15 protein-coding genes are annotated in these 18,083 nt (G+C 72.2%); 8 read left to right on the plus strand and 7 right to left on the minus strand.

Translation table 11 applies throughout. From position 1 onward, the window contains the following. Positions 1–16 precede the first annotated feature (16 nt). Together GCU67_RS09880 and GCU67_RS09885 are read left to right on the plus strand one after the other, a co-directional pair. Positions 17–1,444: a hypothetical protein gene (locus GCU67_RS09880; RefSeq protein ID WP_211661115.1), complete on the plus strand. Its 1,428-nt coding sequence runs from the start codon at positions 17–19 to the stop codon at positions 1,442–1,444. Positions 1,445–1,454: 10 nt separating this feature from the next. Beyond that, entirely contained in the window at positions 1,455–2,582 is a 1,128-nt protein-coding gene (locus tag GCU67_RS09885) for a glycosyltransferase (protein WP_163611060.1), read from the plus strand. A gap of 22 nt (positions 2,583–2,604) precedes the next feature. On the opposite strand, the gene GCU67_RS09890 is transcribed toward GCU67_RS09885, so the two are convergent. The 4 genes from GCU67_RS09890 to GCU67_RS09905 all read right to left on the minus strand — a co-directional run bounded on the left by GCU67_RS09890 (position 2,605) and on the right by GCU67_RS09905 (position 7,497). Further along, on the minus strand, positions 2,605–3,975 hold the full coding sequence (locus tag GCU67_RS09890) for an oligosaccharide flippase family protein (protein ID WP_163611061.1): 1,371 nt from the start codon (positions 3,973–3,975) through the stop codon (positions 2,605–2,607). 136 nt (positions 3,976–4,111) lie between these two features. Then, on the minus strand, positions 4,112–5,170 hold the full coding sequence (locus GCU67_RS09895; protein ID WP_338104906.1) for a glycosyltransferase family 4 protein: 1,059 nt from the start codon (positions 5,168–5,170) through the stop codon (positions 4,112–4,114). Then, positions 5,167–6,525, minus strand: a complete 1,359-nt coding sequence (locus tag GCU67_RS09900; protein ID WP_163611063.1) for an FAD-dependent oxidoreductase — start codon at positions 6,523–6,525, stop codon at positions 5,167–5,169. The genes GCU67_RS09895 and GCU67_RS09900 overlap by 4 nt, the downstream gene beginning before the upstream one ends. A gap of 66 nt (positions 6,526–6,591) precedes the next feature. Further along, on the minus strand, positions 6,592–7,497 hold the full coding sequence (locus GCU67_RS09905) for a glycosyltransferase family 2 protein (RefSeq protein ID WP_246214914.1): 906 nt from the start codon (positions 7,495–7,497) through the stop codon (positions 6,592–6,594). Positions 7,498–7,982: 485 nt separating this feature from the next. Between GCU67_RS09905 and GCU67_RS09910 the strand changes: the two genes are divergently transcribed. Beyond that, on the plus strand, positions 7,983–9,014 hold the full coding sequence (locus GCU67_RS09910; RefSeq protein ID WP_338104907.1) for a glycosyltransferase: 1,032 nt from the start codon (positions 7,983–7,985) through the stop codon (positions 9,012–9,014). 82 nt (positions 9,015–9,096) lie between these two features. Here GCU67_RS09910 and GCU67_RS22410 read toward each other — a convergent pair whose 3' ends face one another. Together GCU67_RS22410 and GCU67_RS09920 are read right to left on the minus strand one after the other, a co-directional pair. Next, a complete protein-coding gene (locus GCU67_RS22410) occupies positions 9,097–10,218 on the minus strand; it encodes a glycosyltransferase family 4 protein (protein ID WP_338104908.1) in 1,122 nt (373 codons plus the stop codon). A gap of 131 nt (positions 10,219–10,349) precedes the next feature. Further along, complete coding sequence (locus tag GCU67_RS09920) at positions 10,350–11,417, minus strand: glycosyltransferase family 2 protein (protein ID WP_163611066.1); 1,068 nt, start codon at positions 11,415–11,417, stop codon at positions 10,350–10,352. Positions 11,418–11,658: 241 nt separating this feature from the next. Here GCU67_RS09920 and galE point away from each other — a divergent pair, with 241 nt between their 5' ends. The 3 genes from galE to GCU67_RS09935 all read left to right on the plus strand — a co-directional run bounded on the left by galE (position 11,659) and on the right by GCU67_RS09935 (position 14,478). Then, the gene (gene galE / locus GCU67_RS09925) at positions 11,659–12,621 is read left to right on the plus strand and encodes a UDP-glucose 4-epimerase GalE (RefSeq protein ID WP_163611067.1); all 963 of its coding nucleotides are present in this window, start codon (positions 11,659–11,661) and stop codon (positions 12,619–12,621) included. A gap of 259 nt (positions 12,622–12,880) precedes the next feature. Next, on the plus strand, positions 12,881–14,200 hold the full coding sequence (locus GCU67_RS09930; protein ID WP_163611068.1) for a UDP-glucose dehydrogenase family protein: 1,320 nt from the start codon (positions 12,881–12,883) through the stop codon (positions 14,198–14,200). 47 nt (positions 14,201–14,247) lie between these two features. Then, positions 14,248–14,478, plus strand: a complete 231-nt coding sequence (locus tag GCU67_RS09935; protein WP_163611069.1) for a hypothetical protein — start codon at positions 14,248–14,250, stop codon at positions 14,476–14,478. Positions 14,479–14,637: 159 nt separating this feature from the next. On the opposite strand, the gene GCU67_RS21325 is transcribed toward GCU67_RS09935, so the two are convergent. After that, positions 14,638–15,966, minus strand: coding sequence for a hypothetical protein (locus tag GCU67_RS21325; protein WP_211661116.1), 1,329 nt, complete (start codon positions 15,964–15,966; stop codon positions 14,638–14,640). A 271-nt stretch (positions 15,967–16,237) separates the two neighbouring features. On the opposite strand from GCU67_RS21325, the gene GCU67_RS09945 reads away from it, so the two are divergent. Both GCU67_RS09945 and GCU67_RS09950 read left to right on the plus strand, forming a co-directional pair. Continuing rightward, entirely contained in the window at positions 16,238–17,077 is an 840-nt protein-coding gene (locus GCU67_RS09945; protein WP_338104909.1) for a hypothetical protein, read from the plus strand. A 224-nt stretch (positions 17,078–17,301) separates the two neighbouring features. After that, a complete protein-coding gene (locus GCU67_RS09950) occupies positions 17,302–18,054 on the plus strand; it encodes a phytanoyl-CoA dioxygenase family protein (RefSeq protein WP_163611071.1) in 753 nt (250 codons plus the stop codon). The last annotated feature ends 29 nt before the right edge of the window (positions 18,055–18,083 follow it).

The following is an 18,083-nucleotide window of genomic DNA, read 5'->3' on the forward strand; positions in this document are numbered from 1 at the left end:
GCCGCCCGGCCGGCCGTTGCACGCGGACCGCATCCGGCGGCACATCTCCGAGGAGGTCGGCATCACCAGTCTGACGATCGCCACCGTCGCGGTCATCGTCTTCGGGGTGCTGAACCCGCGTGGGTACGGCCGTGCGCTCGCCCTGGGCGGGGCGACCCCGGTCGGCGCGGCCCTGGTGGTCGGCGCTGTGGCCGTGCCGACGTTCTACGCGGTCGCGATCGGCGCGCTGGTGGGAGTCGGCCTGGGGCTCCTGCGAGCAACCGACACCTCCGCGCGCGGACAGTTCCTCCCCGTGCCGGCCAGCCGACAGCTGGTCCTGCTGGTGGTCCTGTCGGTGCTCGTGACGCTCACCGCCCCGTTGCTGTTCGACGGGCTCGCCGTGCTCAACCCCTCCGGGGCGGCGGCGACGCTCAGGGCCGGCGTGCTGACCAAGTCGAACCTCGCCCAGATCGCCTACCTGGTGCTCAGCGTCGTCGTCGTCGCCTACCTCGCCCGGTCGAGGTGGACCGGGCCGGAGCTCATCGGCACGGCCGTCGGGCTGGCCACCCTCCTGTCGTTCTGGAGCTGGACGCACACGTCGGCCGGGGTGCCGTTCCCCGTCGGAGTGTTCGACAACTCCCCGGCCTTCGCCTTCATCCAGACCGCGCCGGGAGGGCTTCTCCGCGTGCGGGGGATCTTCTCCGAGCCGGCCGGGCTCGCCACGTCGTGCCTGGTCACCATCGCCTATGCCGTCTCCCGGCTGTGGTCCGTCCGGGGGTTGCGGCGGCTGGGCCTGCTGGTGGTCGGCTCCATGGCGCTCTTCCTCGGGTCGATCTCGACGTCGACCACGTTCGTCGTGGCGGGCGTCGCCCTGGCGGTCATCGCGATCCTCGTCGGCACTGCGACCTTCGTGCTGCGCCGTGGTTCGCTCAGCCGCGCGGCAGTGGCTGCCTTGTGCGCCGCCGCGATCGCGTCGCTGTGGTTGCTGCCGGTCGTGGCCAACGCGATCGGCCAGCAGGTGTCGGACAAGGTCTCCTCCTCGTCGTACACCGACCGTTCCTCGGCGGACAGCTTCAGCTACGACCTGGTCGTCAACACCTTCGGGTTCGGTACGGGCCTGGGCTCGAACCGGGCCTCCTCCTTCGTCGCCTCGCTGCTGAGCACGGTCGGCGTGGTGGGCGCACTCCTGTTGCTCGCGGCGGTGGTCACCCTCGTGCGCCGGGGCTGGGGCGTCCGTCAGGCTCGTCCCGCGGTATGGGCGTTGACCGCTCTGCTGATCTGCAAGGTGGTCTCCGGGCCTGACCTCTCGGACAACAGCGGGGTGCTGTGGATGTCACTGGGAGTGCTGGCTCACGCTGCGGTCAACGTGGACGTGCGGCGCGCTCGCCGCTTCGTCACGGCGAGCGGCTCGGTGCCGGGTGGACCTGACGGCGCCGTGACGCAGCGGGTGATCCCGAGTGGCTAGGTTCACCCGCATGCGAACCGCTGACGCCCGGGTGAAGATCGCCTACTTCGTCCCACCGTCCGGGCACTTCGCCGGCGTCGAGCGGGTGGTCCACGAGATCGCCACGGGGCTGGCCGAGGAGCACTCTGAGGCCCTCGACGTCCACGTGGTGTACGCCCGCCGGTACGACGAGGCCGTTCTGCAGGACACCGCCTACACGCAGCACGTCCTCGACGTCCAGCGCCTGCGGAACCTGGCCCTGGCGATCCGCTCGTGCGTCGCCCGGGAGCGCTTCGACGTCCTCGTCTGTCCCCAGGTGGAACCGTCGGTGCTCACCTGGGTGGCGACGCGTGGTCTGCGGCTGCCCGTCTTCCTGCCCCACCTGCACGGCAACCCGCGGGTCGAGCAGGCCAGGGGCACGCTCAGCACCCGGGCAGCCTTCGCGTTCTTCCGCCGCTTCATGGCCAGCCGGGTGTCCGGCGTCCTGGCCGTCTCCCGCTCGCTGGAGCGCTATGCGGCGCGGGCACTGACACCCGCAGTGCCGGTCGTGTATGTGCCGAACCCGGTGCGGGACTTCGAGGCGCCCGACCGGGGACCCTCGGTCGGGGATCCCTTCCAGTTCATCAGCGTGGCGCGGCTCTCCTACCAGAAGGGGCAGGACGTGCTGCTGCACGCGCTGGCCCTGGCCCGTCCCCGGCTGCCCCCCGTACGGCTGACGCTGGTCGGTTCGGGCCCGGAGGAGGCAGCCCTGCGCGCCCTGTCCACCCGCCTCGGCCTGGACGACGTCGTGGTCTTCGCCGGCTACACGACAGACCCTGACCGCCACCTGGTGGCTGCTGACTGCTTTGTGCTGGCCTCACGGTGGGAGGGGTTCGGCGTGGTCCTCGTGGAGGCCCTCCGCTTCGGCCTGCCGCTGCTGTCCACCGACTGCGAGTTCGGGCCCGCGGACGTCATCACGGACACCGCCATCGGTGAGCTGGTGGCCCCCGAGTCGCCCGAGGCGCTCGCCGAGGGGCTGGTGCGCGCTGCCGGGCGGCGGGACGAGCCCGGCGACGTGGCCCGGCGACGTGCAGCAGCCGACCTGTTCTCCCGCTCCGTGGTGGTCGCCGAGCACGCGTTGGTCATCCGCCGGTTCACGGCAGCGGCACGCCGGCCCTGAGCGCCGCGGACGTTCCCTGCGATCAGTCTACGGAGCTACCGGTCCGGCCCGGACGCATTCGGGCGAGGGCCTTTGCCACCAATTGCCGACCTTCCCGCCAGATGAGGATGACGTCGGCTCGCCGCGGCACCACGAAGCTGCGCGCCGGGACCTCGAGCACCCGCGAGGCTGCTCCCACCATCAGGCAGGTTTGGAGCGCGCCGCTCACGATGGCCGTCCAGCAGGCTCCGAGCACGCCGAACTGCGGGACGAGCAGGACGAAGACGACCACGTTGACGATGAAGGTGCACCCGAAGACGATGCTGCGGAGGCCCGGACGGCCGGACGACGCGAGTCCGGCGCCTGCTATCGGGCCGGGTATGTAGAGCACCGCGGCGATGAACAGCAGCATCGTCGGCACGACCGCGTCCTCGAAGCCCTCCCCGAAGAGCGGGACGATCCACCACGGCGCGGTCGCCCCGAGAGCGATGGAGACGAGTAGTCCCAGCAGCAGCGTGATGCGGGTCGCTTGGGCCAGCTGCGGGGGGTTGCTGGACCTGCTGTTCACGCCGTGCAGCGCCCCGGCCACGGCGAGGCCGAAGAGGATGGGGACGTCGGTGACGGCGGTGGCGACGCTGTAGAGGCCGAGGTCCCGCACGCTGGACAGCGGGGTCATCAGCACTTGGTCCGTCTTGGCCACCAGCATGCTGGCGACCGAACCGAACCAGGTCCGGCTGCCGTAGGTCACGAGCGGCGCGAAGACCTTGCCCCTCGGCTCGGCAGCGCTCCCGGGGTGCCGGCGGAGCAACGGGGCGTAGACGACTCCCGCGACGGTGGGGACCACGAAGATCACGACGACCGCGATCAGCGGGGTGAGGTCCCCGGTGACCCAGAGGCCGACGAGCGCGATGACCCGCAAGCTCGTCGAGATCAGGCTCTCTACGGCCACAGCGCCCCACATCTGGCGCCCCATCGCCGCGCCGCGGGCGGCACCGACGAACAGCACCGGGATGGTGAGCGCCATCGACAGGAGCATGAGTCGGCCGAGCGCGGCATCTCCGCCGGTCAGCAGGGGCAGGACGGCCCAGGTGGCCACAAGGCAGATCACGCCGAGCACCGCCGACAGGGCCATGGACCAGGCCAGGGCGTGCCGGGTGATCCGTGGATTCTTCGCGACGAGAAAGGTCAGGGCGTCGGGCAGGCCGAGTGTCGCCACCGAGCCGGCGAGGACCGCCGGCACGATGGCGGCGGTCATCTCCCCGCGCCCGACCGCGCCGAGGGCGCGGGCGAGGACCGGCTGGGTGAGCACGCCAGCCACGGGGACGAGGAAGCTCGACGCGCTCATCAGGACCACGGCCCGCCGGAGGCCGCCCCCTTCTGGCGGGGCGGCGGGCGCCTCGGTCACGTCGCTCACGACCGCAGCGTAGGCGGCACCGCGGGCACCGTGGACCTGTTTGCCCGGTCAGGTATCTCACCACGGCGCCCGGGAGCCGGCCGGTCGTCCTGTCCGACGCGCCGGTCCGATCCCGCCCGCCGCGCCCACCAGCCGTTCACAGGACTGATCGGTAGACCCGTTCGTAGTCAGCAGCCACCCGCGAGACAGTCATGTGTTCTGAACCCTCAAGAGCTGCTGCGCGCCAAGCCTCGAGGGCCTTCGCGTCGCCCATGAGCTCGCGGAAGACCTGGGCCATGGCCGAAGGGTCCGAGGGCGGGACCAACTGGCCAGCTCGACCATGGTCGAGCACCTCGGGAACGCCACCGACGGCGGTGGCGACGATCGCGCAACCCGCGGCCCGTGCTTCGGTCGTGGTGAGCGGACAGGGGTCGGCCAGAGATGCCGATGCAAAGATGTCGGCGGCCTCAAGCAGCGGCTTCGGCGTGAGGGTCGAGCCCGTGAAGTGAACAGACTCCTGGAGTTCGAGCTGGCGGACCTGCGACTGCAGGGGCTCAAGATCAGGACCCCAGCCAACGACGTTGAGATGCCACTCCGGGAACTCCGGAACCACCTCTGAGAAGGCCGTGATGATGTCGTTGACGGCCTTGCGCGGATGAAGCCCGGACAAGCTGAGCACACAGGGGCTCGCCAGCGGGCCGATGTCGTCCAGCGGTAGGGACTCGCGCGGCGATCGAGCAGCGCCGTTCAGGACGGCCACCGTCCTGTCCGGCCGAAAACCGCGGAGTAGGAGCGCCTGCCGCTCTGCCTCGCTCACCGCAACCACGACGTCGCCGAGTCGCATCAACGAGGAGTGCGCGTCGAACGAGTTGTGAACCGTCGTCACGAGGGCGGCGCCGGTCAGCTTCGCGACGGGGTAGGCCTGGACGGCCGAGGACATCATGTGGGCGTGGATGACCTGTGGACGCCGCCTCCGGGCCAGGCGCAGCAGGGCCCATCCACCCCGTGCCGCACCACCTGCGTCGGTTGCCTCAGGGATGTCGACGACGGTGACGCCATGCGCGCGCAGCAGGTCGTCGTAGGAACCTCGTGTGCTCGCGAAGATCACCTCGTGCCCGGCATCGGCTTGGGCGCACGCCAAGTCGACGGCCACGTGGACATGGCCGTTCCCCCGTACGGCGTGCTTGAGGACGTGCATGATCCTTAACGCGGTCATGGCGCCTCTCTGTGGTCGTTGATGGGTCGTGCACCTCGGCGCTGGAGCGCCTGCTCGGCCTCGATGGTGGAGGCGCGGGCCGTCGGTTGGTACTGGAAGGCGCCCTGACGTCCGAGTGACTCCAGACCGAAGGACCGCAGCGCCTGGACGGCGTCCCGGGCCCGCTGACCGCTGCCCTGGGTGTAGACGGGGTAGGCGTTCGTCAGCACGTGGCTGCCCTCGAGCCGCAGGTCACCGACGAACAGGCCGTTGGCGCCGCAGTGGTCGCGGAAGTCGCGCTCGGCGGTGTCCACCGAGTCGCCGACCTGGTGGCCGATCACCTCGGTGGTGAAGAACTCGCGGCCCACGGACGGGCCGTAGAAGTCCGAGTGCACCGTGAGCCGCTTCCACGCTCCCTCGCGGGAGAAGTTGTAGAGGATGGACGGTCCGAAGCCGCGGTGACCCTGGAAGCTGAAGAAGAGGCTGACGAGGGTGACGGTGGGCAGTGGGGCACCCGGTACGACGACGTCGCAGAGCTCGACGGCGCGATCGAGCGGGATGGTGGAGACGATCCGTCGGGCTCGCAGCGGGCCGTCGCCGGTGTCCACCACGAAGTGGTCGTCGACCTTGCGCACGCTGCGGAGCGTGACCCCGAGACGGAGGTCCACACCGCGCGCCGCGAGGCGGTCGACGGCTGGCTCGTAGAGGAAGCTGAAGCCCTCGCGTGGCCGGGCCAGCTGCCGGTTGCTGCCCTTGGCCTCCGGGTCACCGGTCCGCGACCGGACCACCCGGCGCACCAGCTCCCCGACCTTGGCCTGGTCGGCGAGCCACGCCATCCTGCTCCGGGCGAACTCGAGGTCGATCTGTTCTGGCGGCAGGCCGCAGAACCGTTCCATGTAGTAGCCGAGCCCGGAACGCTCGACGAACCGGGCACCCAGCAGGTGCTCGGAGAAGTCCTTCGCGTTGCGCTGACGCCGGATGAAGAGGCGTCCGGCGAGTGCCGAAGCCGCCATGCGGAGGAGCTCCCGCGGGCCGGCGGCGAGGACGTCGTCGTTGATCGAGAAGGGGTAGTGGGTCACGATGCCCTGGGGGTTCAACCGGGCCCAGCTCGGCTCGATGGGGACGTACCGCGGCAGGATCTCCGGGAAGTGCCGGAGCAACGGCGAGTCGTCCTGGAAGATCAGGCTGCCGATGTCGTAGGTGCACCCATCGTAGGAGCGGTCGATGTGGTTGCCGCCCACGTGGTCGTACTCGTCGAGCACGATGATGTCGCGGCTGCCCTGCTGGAGCAGGACCGAGGCCGAGACCAGACCGCTGATCCCTGCCCCGAGGACGACGGCGTCGACGATCCGCTGATGGCCCCCGGCCGTGGTCACGAGGACCTCCTCACGTCTGACGGTGCGTCCTTCTGCACGACCACGGTGGCCTCGCGGCCTGCGACCCTAACGCGGTCGTCCCGAGCTGTCCGGCGTGAGGCGGCCCGCCCGCCGGTCCCGTGACAGCGGCAGGTCGAGGATGCGCTCGGGGGTGAAGCGGCGGCGGAGGACGTCGCCCATCGCCCGTGCGTTGCCGCGGACCCGTTCGCGCCGCCACTCCGCCTCCGGGCCGCGGACGGCGCGCACCACGTTCTTGGTGGTCCGGGGGAGGGTCTCGTAGACCGTCAGCCACAGCGGGAAGCTGCCGACGTGGTGCAGGTAGGCAGGGTTCATGACCTGGGAGTAGCCCAGTCGCTCGTGCGCCATCCGGCCACCGGACTTCACGCCGCGGTGCACGATCACGCAGTCGTCCACCTTCGCCAACGCCCCGTGACGCATCAGCCGGCGGGCGAAGTCGTGGTCCTCGAGCCAGGAGTACAGCGGCAGGCGGGCGTCGAACCTCTCCCCGCCGACCGCGTCGGCGCGGAAGGCGAAGTTGCAGCCGTACAGCTCGCGGCTGGGCGTCCACCTCCCCGACGGTGGGGCGGCCGAGGACGCGGCGAGCGCCTGATCGGCCTCGTCACGGGGGATCTCGTCACCGGCGGCGCCGTCCAGCAGCACCTGTCCTGTCAGTGCGACCACCTCGGGGTGTGCGGCGAAGAACAGCACTGCCCGCTCGAGGAAGTCCTCGCGCACCACCGCGTCGTCGTCGAAGCAGAAGACGTGCGTCGCCTCCGGCACGGCGGCGAGTCCGGCGTTCCGCTGGGCGGCCAGTCCACGGTCGTGGACGACCACGGTGCCCTCCGGCAGCGGACCGGCGGGCAGGCTGCTCTCGTCGGGTACCGAGAGCACGAGGGTGAAGTCACGCCAGGTCTGACGTTGCAGGTCAGCCACGACCTCACCAAGAAGGTCGGGTCGGTTCGCCGACGCCAGGACGACAGCGACCCGGAGCGGCCTGGTCTGGCGTGGGCCCTCAGCGGGATCGTGACCAGCACGAGTTCCGCGGTTGGTCGAACCGGGCACCAGGGGCCTCCGTCGCGCAGGATGATCGGACAGCGCAGTGCCTTCTGGCCCTGGGCCTGCCGAGGATATCCACCTGTGGACCATCCCCGGGGCTCGCGACGCTGTTCAACGCGACACCTCACCCGGCGGGGTGTCCACCAGTTCGTCAGCCGCGCACAGGCACGCTCGGTGGCGGGTCGGTGGGCGACTGCTGCGGCTCATCCCGGCTTCCTGCGCTGCGAGGAGCGCTCGGCCGGCGGGAAGTCGGTCGGTGATCGAACTAGCCTCCGGGCCAGGCGAGTCCTACGTTCGTCACCGTCCTGCGCCTCGGGCAGTCGGAGGTGAGGATCGGCGGACGGTCAGTTCCCTCGGCCGTTTCCTCGTCGCGTTCACCCGACGCTCATCATGGAGGAAGCGTGCCCACAGTCTCCGTTGTCATGGCCACGTACAACGGCGAGCGGTTCCTGGCACAACAACTCGCGAGTCTGACAGCTCAGACCTTTCCGCCAGCCGAACTCATCGTGGCGGACGACGGATCGAGCGACCGGACGCTGGACATCGTCGACGACTTCCGGACGACGTCGACGTTTCCGGTGCGGGTCATCCAGAACTCGACTCGCCAGGGTTACGGCGGGAACTTCCTCAACGCTGCCCGCATGACCCAGGGCGACTACGTTGCCTTCTGCGACCAAGACGACGTCTGGCGGCCGGACAAGCTCGACGTCGCGGTGCAGTCCCTCACCCGGTCTGGCAGCTCGCTGTTCGTACACGCGGCTCGCTTGATCGATGAGAGCGGCGAGGTCTTCGGCTCCTTCGACCAAGGGATCACCAGGAGCTCGGTGCTCGCTCCGCTGACGCATGACCCATGGTCGGTGTACTACGGATTCTCCATGGTGTTCGATCGCACCCTCCTGACGGTGATCGATCCGGCCGAGCGGGGTCGTCACACCTTCGAGCACCACGGGCTGCTGTCACACGACCTGTGGATCTACTTCCTGGGGACCTCGATCGCTGAGACCGTGGTGGACGTTCGACCACTCGTCGATTACCGGAGACACCGCGCCAACGCGACCCCCTCGGTGTCTCTCAGGAGCCTCAAGGCATGGACGTCCTCGTTGGGTGTGGCTGCGAGTCCAGCTCTCCGCAGAGATGAGATCGCCGATCACAGGTCGGCCCTGCTCCATGGGTTGAGCCGATCTGCGGTCGAGCCAGCACTCCAAGCCCGAGCTCGAGACGCCGCCGAGTACTGGTCCCGGATCGCCGCGCACGAGAGGTCGCGACTCGCCCTCTACACGGAGGCCTCGCTTGCCCGGCGGGTTGTCGTGTACGGCAACCTCAGTCGCACTGGCGCCTACCGGCGGGCTGCACACGGTGGTCTAGGGCTGCGCCTGTGCCTCAAGGACCTCCTGGCCGGGGTGATCGGGCTGCGCCGCGGCCGAGCCGGGTGACGGGGCTGGCCACTGCTGATGGTGAGCTGGTGCTCGCACCGATGTGATGCCGGTGACGCCGGAGGGGGCCGGCTGCGAGGCGTCAGCCGCGCTGGACCGGGCCCGCGGCCGGGCGGTGGACGACCGCAGCAACGGTCTCGGCAGCGACGTCGTCCCAGGTCCGGCGGTGCCGCGTCGGGTCGGGACGGTCGGCTGCCGGGTGGTCCAGGTGGCGCAGGGCAGCGCCGGCCCACGCCGTGACGTCGTCGGCGGGCAGGTGCTCGGCGCGGTCCCCGCTGACCTCGACAAGTGCGGGGTCCAGCGAGGTGACCAGCGGGGCACCCAGGTCCAGCGCCTCCACGGCAGGCAGGCCGAAGCCCTCCACCAGGCTGGGCGCCAGAACCACCGCGCAGTTCTCGTAACACCAGCGCAGCGTGCCGTCGTCCACCCCGGTCAGCTGGACGACGTTCCCGCTGGCCAGCAGTGCCGCGTGGTCGGGGCCGTAGGCCTCCACACCCCAGGCGGGTGGGCCGACGAGCGCCAGGACGGCGTCCGGACGGTGCCGCACCACGCGGGCCAGAGCCGAGACGGCGACCGCCACGTTCTTGCGCGCGGAGGCGTCACCGACCACCAGCGCGAAGGGGCGTCCCGCCAGCGCGGGCACCGGGACCGGCTCGCTCCCCAGCAGCTGGGGGCTGGTCGTCAGCGGCGCGACGACGGTCCGCTCCGCCAGCGCGGAGTCCCAGCGGACCAGCCGGTCGCGGGTGGCCGCGCTGACGCACAGCAGCGTGTCCGCCTGGCGCAGCGAGCCGGCGTACGGCCGGCCCAGCAGCGTCCGCTTGGGCAGCGGGAAGTCCTCCGGCCGGTCGAACAGCAGGAGGTCGTGCACGGTCAGGACCGTGCGGGCGGCGACGCCGCGGGGCAGCAGGTGCTTGGTCCCGTGCACCACGTCGAAGCGGGACCCCAACCGCCGTCCCAGCGCGAACCGCTCCAAGGCCGGGACCAGGGCGTCCGGCACGGCCGGCAGCGGGACGATCCGGTGGCTGCCGCCGGCCAGCTCGGCCAGCGGTCCTGCAGCGGCCGGGGAGGTGAGCAGGTGCAGCTCGACGTCCTCGCGGCGTCCCAGGGCCCGGGCCAACTCGACGGTGTAGCGGACGATCCCGCCACCCCGACCGTCCGGCGGCACGTGGCCGGCCATGAGCAGCCAGCGGAGGGGCGGCGTCACGTCACGAGTCCGCGAGCGGGGTTGGCGGGACCGGGCCGGTCCCAGCCCAGCGATCGGTCGCGTCCTGTCTCGTCGTCTCGAACCACTGCGACAGACTCACACGGAGCACGACGGAGCCGCACCGCGGCCCGTCACGACTGCTGGGGGACGGGCGGGCGAGGCGCGCGTCCGGTGAGGCCGAGGACGCGGCCGACCATCGCGCGTCTGTCGCGTCGGAACCGCAGGTCGACGAGTCGCTCGGCCAACCGCGCCGGGGCGACGAGCGTGAGCACGCTCCAGATCAGCACCTGCGCCCGCTTCACGGCGGGCTCGGGTCCGGCGTGCACCGGGGACCGCAGGGCGTCCCACAGCAACCGGGCGAACCCCTCTCCCGCGAGCGGACGGTCCTGACGTCGCACCCGGTACGACGCGACCCGCAGTTCGAGGAGGGGTCGACTGCGGCGCAGTGGTCGATGTCCCGGATCCGGGCGGAGACCGCGCACCCGACTGGCGTACTCGTACCGCTGACGGGCCCGTTCGATCGCCCGGGGGAACCTCCCGAGGTCCGCGACCAGGTCGCTCGTGTTGGCACCGTGCACCCGGTACCCGACCAGTGGCTTGGCCACGGTGACCACGTCCCCGAGGAAGGGAGCAACTGCCAGGCACGCTGAGTCCGTGGCCGCTCCACAGCTGTCGTCGAGCGGGAAGATCCGGTCGAGCAAGGCCCGGGAGTACGCGTTGCCGGAACCCGGGGGAGTGGGATATGCCGAGGTCTGGTCGGCCCAGGCGCGCACCTGCTCAGGCGTCGGCTCCTCGGTGAAGGGCGGGAACACCGAGCCCAACGACCTCCCCTCTTCGTCGATCCGCAGCATCTGGAACTGCACCTTGCTGATGCCGGGCCGCCAGACGCGGGCCAGCTCCCGGGCCAGTGAGGGGAAGAGGACGTCGTCGGAGTCCAGGTGGATGATGACGTCCCCCGTCGACACGGCATAGCCGCGGTTGCGGGCCACCCGCTGGGTCGAGTTCTCCTGGTGGATGATGGTGACCCGGTCCTCGAACCGGGCGATCACCTCACGCGAGTCATCGGTGGAGCCGTCGTCGACGACGATGATCTCCATGTCGTCCCAGTCCAGCGCCAGCGCGCTCTCGATGGCCTTGCCGACGAACCTTCCGTAGTTGTAGTTGGCGATGATGACGCTGATCCGCCCCGGGGTGTCCATCCAGCCGCCACCTCTCCCGATCGTCCGGCGGCCGTGCTGCGATCGGTTCCGCGTCAGGTGCTCGCGCGCTGGCGGCTACGCGAGTCGTCCCGGGTCGTCGGGCCAAGATCTTCACCCGTGGCGCCCGTCGCAGACCCTGTCAGATGTGCACCGGCGGCGGCAAGCACGGGCATCTGGGTGCTCCAGATCACCGGACGATGGACCGGGTGCACGCTGAGGTCGCTGCCCTACGCTCCCGACGATGACGACGGACAGCTGGGTGGTCACAGGCGGCGCCGGTTACATCGGAGCGCACGTCGTCCAGGCTCTGCGTGAGGCCGGTCGGCGCGTGGTGGTCGTCGACGACCTCTCCACCGGAGCCGCGTCCCGGCTGCCGGGTGATGTGGACCTCGAACAGCTCAGCGTCCTGGAGACCGAGCGGCTCACCCGACTGCTCGGGGACGTCGGCGCCGTCGGTGTGGTGCACCTGGCGGGCAAGAAGTCGCCGACCGAGTCGATGTCGGATCCGCTCCTGTACGCGCGGGAGAACGTGGGCGGCGTCGTCAGCCTGGCGCAGGCGGTCCGCGACAGTGGTGCCCGGCAGGTCGTCTTCTCCTCCAGTTGCTCGGTGTACGGATCACCGGACCTCCCCGCCGTGGACGAGGACGCCCCGACGCTGCCGCAGAGCCCGTACGGGGAGTCCAAGCTGTACGGGGAGCGGGTGCTTGCTGCGGCTGCCCGCGCGCACGGCATCGGGGTCACCAGCCTCCGGTACTTCAACGTCGTGGGCGCCGCCGGTCCCGCGCTCCGGGACACGGGTGCCTACAACCTGGTGCCCATGGTCTTCCGGGCGCTGAGGGAGGGGACCACGCCCCTGGTCTTCGGGGACGACTACCCCACCCCCGACGGCACGTGCGTCCGCGACTACGTCGACGTCCGCGACCTCGCCGATGCGCACTCCCTGGCCGCGGCCGCATTGCAGGCGGGCCACCCCGGCGGCACCTACAACGTGGGCCGGGGCGCCGGCTACAGCGTGCTGGAGGTGCTCGACACCGTCCGGGCGGTGACCGGGCGGCCGTTGCTGCACGAGGTGGTGGCCCGCCGGCCCGGGGACCCGGGGAGCATCGTCGGCAGCGTGACACGGATCGGCCGAGAACTCGGCTGGACCGCCACTCGCGACCTCTCCGAGATGATCACCAGTGCGTGGGACGCCGATCCCGGCTGATCCTGTCCGCTCGGCCGTGCAGACCTCCGTGTCCGGTTGCCCACCTGGCCGGACGCCCGCTGCCGGGCGGTGGGCCGGCACAGGTGTCCCGGGGCCGTCTCACCCGTGCGGGGTGGGCCGGAGCCGGTCCCGCCAGGCGGGTCCTGCCGCAGGTCCGAGCCGTGGGGCCGCGGGCTGGTGCCGGGCCGATCGGCTCCTCTACCGTGCGCGTGTGCGGTGGGCGCTCGCCTGTCTGCTCGACGGGAGAGAAGCGACGTCCATGAAGATCTCGGTCATCGGCTGCGGCTACCTGGGTGCGGTCCACGCCGCCTCGATGGCCGAGCTCGGGCACGACGTGGTGGGCATCGACGTCGACCGCGCCAAGATCGAGTCGCTGCAGCAGGCCAGGGCGCCGTTCTACGAGCCCGGGTTCGAGGTGCTGCTCGGCAGGTCCCTGGCCTCGGGCAGGCTGCGGTTCAGCACCAACATGGCCGACGCGCGGGGTGCCGTCGTCCACTTCCTCTGTGTCGGGACACCGCAGAAGCGCGGTGAGTACGCCGCCGACCTGCGCTACGTCGAGGCGGCCGTCGAGTCGTTGCTCGAGGCGCTGGAGCCCGGGGACCTGGTCGCCGGCAAGTCGACGGTGCCGGTCGGCACCGCCGCCCGGCTGGCCGAGCTGATCGAGGGCAAGGTGCCCGGCGCGATGCTCGCCTGGAACCCGGAGTTCCTGCGCGAGGGCTTCGCCGTCCAGGACACCCTGCACCCCGACCGGCTGGTCTACGGGCTGTCGCCCGACCCGAGCGGGCAGACCGCCCGGGCGGTGCTCGACGAGGTCTACGCCCCGATCGTCGCCGCCGGCACGCCGCAGGTGGTGACCGACTACGCGACGGCGGAGATGGTGAAGGTGGCGGCCAACTCGTTCCTGGCCACCAAGATCTCCTTCATCAACGCGATGGCCGAGCTGTGCGAGGCCACCGGCGCCGACGTCAAGCAGCTCGCCGACGCCATCGGCCACGACGACCGCATCGGCCGCAAGTTCCTCAACGCCGGCCTCGGCTTCGGCGGCGGCTGCCTGCCCAAGGACATCCGCGCCTTCATGGCCCGCGCCGGCGAACTCGGTGCCGACCAGGCGCTCACGTTCCTGCGCGAGGTCGACAACATCAACATGCGCCGCCGCATCCGGATGGTCGACCTGGCCCGCGAGGTCCTCGACGGCTCCCTCCTCGGCAAGCGGGTGGCGGTGCTGGGCGCGGCCTTCAAGCCCGACAGCGACGACATCCGCGACTCCCCGGCCCTCAACGTCGCCGCCCAGCTCCAGCTGCAGGGCGCGGTCGTGCGGGTGACCGACCCGGCAGCAGGGGACAACATCCGGCGGTCGTGGGCACAGCTCGACGTCGTCGACACTGCGGAGGAGGCGGCCGAGCGGGCCGACGCCGTCCTGCTGCTGACCGAGTGGCAGCAGTTCCGCGACCTCGACCCGGTCGCCTTCGGCCGCGTGGTCGCGCAGAAGCGCGTCCTCGACGGACGCAACGCCTTGGACATGGACCGCTGGGTCGCCGCCGGGTGGACCTACCGGGCCCTGGGCCGCCGCGCCGGCTGAGCCGGCCGCCGCCGGGACAAGGCCTGGACGGGCGATACGGTCTCCCGATGTTCCGTTGGACGGGTGCCCTCCTGACGACGGCGGTCCTGTCCGGGTTCGCCGTCCTCCTGCTGACCGGGGACTACCTCCGGGAGGGGCCGGTACTGCTCACGCTCTCCGCCACCCACGGCATCCACCGCGGTGACCTCGGCATCGTCGCGGCCTGGGTGCTCGGCGAGGTCGGCGTGCTGGTGGCTGCGTTCGCGGGCCGTCGCGACCGTCGCCGCGCACCGGCCTGACGGCATCCGTGGACGGCGACGAGGTGTACGGCTCCGCTGCGAGCTGACGGGCCTCGCAGGGCACGTGTGGTCGTCGCGTGGGTGCAGCCGCTGAGCTCGACGACCGGCCGCACCCGCCCCGGGGGGACGGACGACGCGGCGCCCGACCTGATGCTCGGGTCAGCCGTTCCGCAGGGCGGGCCGTGACGGGGCCGCCGACCCGTTGCCGTTCGCAGCGGCGGTGGGGGTCGGCGCCGGCTCGACCGGTGCCGGGACGGTCGGCGTGGGCTGTGCCGGGGCCGGCGTCGTCGGCGTCGGCACGGTCGGGCTCGGCGTCGGCGTCGGCTTGGGGGTGGGCGTCGGTGTCGGGCTGGGGGTCGGCTCGGCCGGGCTCGGCGTCGGGGACGGGGTGGGCACGGTCGGGCTGGGCGTCGGCGTGGGGGTCGGGGTCGGCGTGGGCACGGCCGGGCTCGACGGGAGCGGGGTGACTGGGCTGCCCGTGGACGGCGCCGTGCCGGGGACCTGGCCGGTGGCCGGGGCCGGGGACCCGGTCGTCGGCGACGGCAGGGTGGAGCCGCTCGTCGACCGGCCGGGCATGGGAGCGGCGCCGGTGCCGGGGGTGCTTGACGGCGTGGCGCGCGAGGGGGTGCGGACCGCCGGAGTGGTTTCCTCCGGCTCGTCCCCGTCCTCGTCGGGAGCAGGAGGAGCGAGCGCCTCGGCCGGCGGCGCGGTGACGGGGGTCGACAGCCCGGCCATGACCCGGCCGCGGTCCAGGGCGGCGAGCAGCTGGTCCCTCTGGTCGGGATTGGCCGCGAGCTCGGCGGCGAGGGCCGAGCTCTTGCCCAGCGAACTGGTGGAGCTGGCGAGCAGCGGGCCCAGCGCGATCACCGGCACGCAGGCCAGCAGGAGGAGACGCCGGGCGCGGGGGCCGGCGAGCCGGGGCAGGCGGGACGGGGGCGGCGGCGGTGGCGTGCGCACCCGGCGGCTCGGGCCGGTGACCACGACCAGCGCGGAGGAACGGCCCAGGGACGGCGTGGCGCGCAGGCGGCGTCGCTGGGCCAGTTCGTCGCGGGTGGGCACGAGGGGCCGGCGGGCCGCCGGTCGGTGCTGGGTGAGGGAACGACTGCCGTGCCCGCCGCGGCCCGGCTGCGCCGCGGTCGGGGGAGTGGAGACACCCGGGCGCCGGGCCCGCTGGTGCCGCTGCAGGGAGGCGGTGGGGCGGCTCGTCCGCACCCGGCCGCGCACCGGCCGGGCAGGGGGTCCGCCGGCGCCCGGGCGGGAGAGCCGGCGCCGGACGTCGCCGCCGACGGCCACGACCTCGGGACGGGACCGGAGGAGCACGGCGGGGTCGGTCAGCTCGGTGTCGTCCGGCGCGAACGTGGCGAGCTCGTCCGACGCCGCCGCGCGGCGCTCACGGCGGGAGATCTCGGCACTGGCCGTCCCCATGACCAGGGCAGCAGTGAGGGAGGCCAGGCACCAGCCGGCCACCACCCACGCCCACCACGCCACGGAACGCCTCGTCTCGACCACCGCTGCGGACAACGACACGTCCGATCGACCGCAGGTTGCCCGTGCTGGTGCGACCCCGTCAACTCCGGACGTGACATCAGTCTCCGCCCTGGTGACCCACCCGTGCACGGAGACGCCCCCGCCGTGATCAGACCGCTGCTCCGGACGGCCCGACCGCGGGGCCGGCGACCGCTCCCGGATCAGTCGGCCGGCAGGTGTCAAGCTCTCCGGCCGGCGTACCGATGACTGCCGTATGCCGTGGTGGGGATGGGTGTTGATCGGGTGGGCCGGGCTCTCGCTGGTGCTGGCGCCGCTCGTGGGCCTGGCGATCCGGGAGGCCGACCGCCGGGAGGTGCCGGCCGCGCTGCTGCCGGTCCCCGCCGCGCGGCCCGTCCGCCGCCGCATCCCCCTGCCGCCGGTCGCCGCGGTGCTGCTGCTGGTGGCCACCGGACTGGAGACCGTTGGCTTCGTCCTCCGGGCGACCGGCCACGAGCGGGGCGCCGCCCGGGTCTGGGCGATGGACCTCCCGCTCTCGGTCCCGCGCATGTTCGTCGCCGCGCTCTTCGCCGCGGCCGCGGTGGTCGCCGTCGTCGGCGCCGCCCGCGGCACCGGCCGCCGTCCCTGGTGGCTGGCCGTCGCGGCCGTCACCGCGACCATCGCCCAGGTCAAGGCCGGCGGCACGGTGCACGTCCGTGCCCTGGAGCTCACCGGGGTGGGCTCCCGCCCGGTCCTGGCCGCGGTGGGCAGTGCCGCCGTGGTCGCCGTCGTCGTCGCCGGGCTGTGGTGGCTCAGCCGGACCGAACGCCGTGACCGGCGCCGCGTCCTCACCGCCCTCTCGCTCTACTCCCTGGCCGCGGTCGGGCTCTCCGCGGTGTCCTCGCTCGTCGGCCGCGCGGGCGACCCGTTCTGGGCCGCGGCAGCCACCTTCGTGGAGGAGACCGGCGAGGCCTTCGGCGGCGTCGCCGTCCTGGTCGCCGTCCTCGTCGGGGTGGCACCGCGACTGGTGCTGCCGGCCGACTGGGTGCTGCGCCGCACCGCGGACGCGGAGACCGTCGACGCGCCCGGCGCCCTGCCGGCCTGGCCGACCGCCCGCGACCACCGGCTGCCCTGACCCGGGTGACGGGCGCTCACCCGATCGGGTGAGCGTGGCTCGCCGAAGGTCGGGGCCTGTCCACGCAGAGTCACCCCACCCCGGTGAACATGGCGTGTCGAGCACAGCGGGTGAAGGTGCGAGTGGTGTGCCGGTGCAACCACATGATCGAATGCGCACAACGTTCTCCTCCCCGCCTGCTCGGCAGGTGGGGGGCAGTGTGCAGCGACCCTTGTGAGGCCAGCATGACCATCGACCACGCGGCTACGTCCGTGATCAACGAGCAGTTCGCCCGGCAGGGCTGGGTCCACGTCCCCTCGCTGGGCGTCGACGCCGCAGAGCTCGCCCGGGCCCGGACGGTCCTCGACCGGCTCTTCGACCGCTTCGTCGACGTGCCGAAGCAGTTCGCGCACGACCTGGCCGGCGGCGCCGACCCGGCCAAGCCGATCCTCCCGGAGATCAACGCCGTCTCCACGCTCGCCCCCGAGCTGCGCAAGACGGCCGTCTTCCACGCCGCCCAGCAGCTGGCCAAGCAGCTGCTCGGCCCGAACGCCTACGTGCTCTACGACCACGCGATCTACAAGCCCCCGGGCCTCGCGGGCACCACGTCGTGGCACCAGGACTCCGGCTACGACCCGGACCGGACCAACCGGCTGGCGATCTGGATCCCCTTCCAGGACACCAGCGTCGAGGACGGCGCCATGCGCTACGTCACCCGCAGCCACCTGGGTGGCCGCCAGACGCACCTCGAGCGCACCACGGCCGACGGCAAGACGGTCAAGTACCTCGAGGTCGACGAGGCCACCGTGGCCGAGGCGCCGTGCCAGCTCGGCGGGGCCACCGCGCACGACTTCCACACCGTGCACGGGGCCGGCCCCAACCTGGGCGTCAACACCCGCAAGGCCTGGATCCTCGACTTCACGACGGGGTCGGTGGCCGAGCGGGCCATCGAGGCCGCCAAGGAGAAGGTGCGGGTCCGCCGCTACCGGGTCCTCTGACCCCCGCAGCACTGCTCTGCCACCCGGTC

Source organism: Modestobacter muralis (genome assembly GCF_010682105.1).
Taxonomy (GTDB): Bacteria; Actinomycetota; Actinomycetes; order Mycobacteriales; family Geodermatophilaceae; genus Modestobacter; species Modestobacter muralis.

Bases quoted from the DNA above. Each gene is read 5' to 3' on its own strand.
- galE (WP_163611067.1), top strand. From the start codon at position 11,659: ATGACGACGGACAGCTGGGTGGTCACAGGCGGCGCCGGTTACATCGGA.
- GCU67_RS09920 (WP_163611066.1), bottom strand. From the start codon at position 11,417: ATGGACACCCCGGGGCGGATCAGCGTCATCATCGCCAACTACAACTAC.
- GCU67_RS09935 (WP_163611069.1), top strand. From the start codon at position 14,248: ATGTTCCGTTGGACGGGTGCCCTCCTGACGACGGCGGTCCTGTCCGGG.
- GCU67_RS09885 (WP_163611060.1), top strand. From the start codon at position 1,455: ATGCGAACCGCTGACGCCCGGGTGAAGATCGCCTACTTCGTCCCACCG.
- GCU67_RS09950 (WP_163611071.1), top strand. From the start codon at position 17,302: ATGACCATCGACCACGCGGCTACGTCCGTGATCAACGAGCAGTTCGCC.
- GCU67_RS09930 (WP_163611068.1), top strand. From the start codon at position 12,881: ATGAAGATCTCGGTCATCGGCTGCGGCTACCTGGGTGCGGTCCACGCC.
- GCU67_RS09895 (WP_338104906.1), bottom strand. From the start codon at position 5,170: ATGACCGCGTTAAGGATCATGCACGTCCTCAAGCACGCCGTACGGGGG.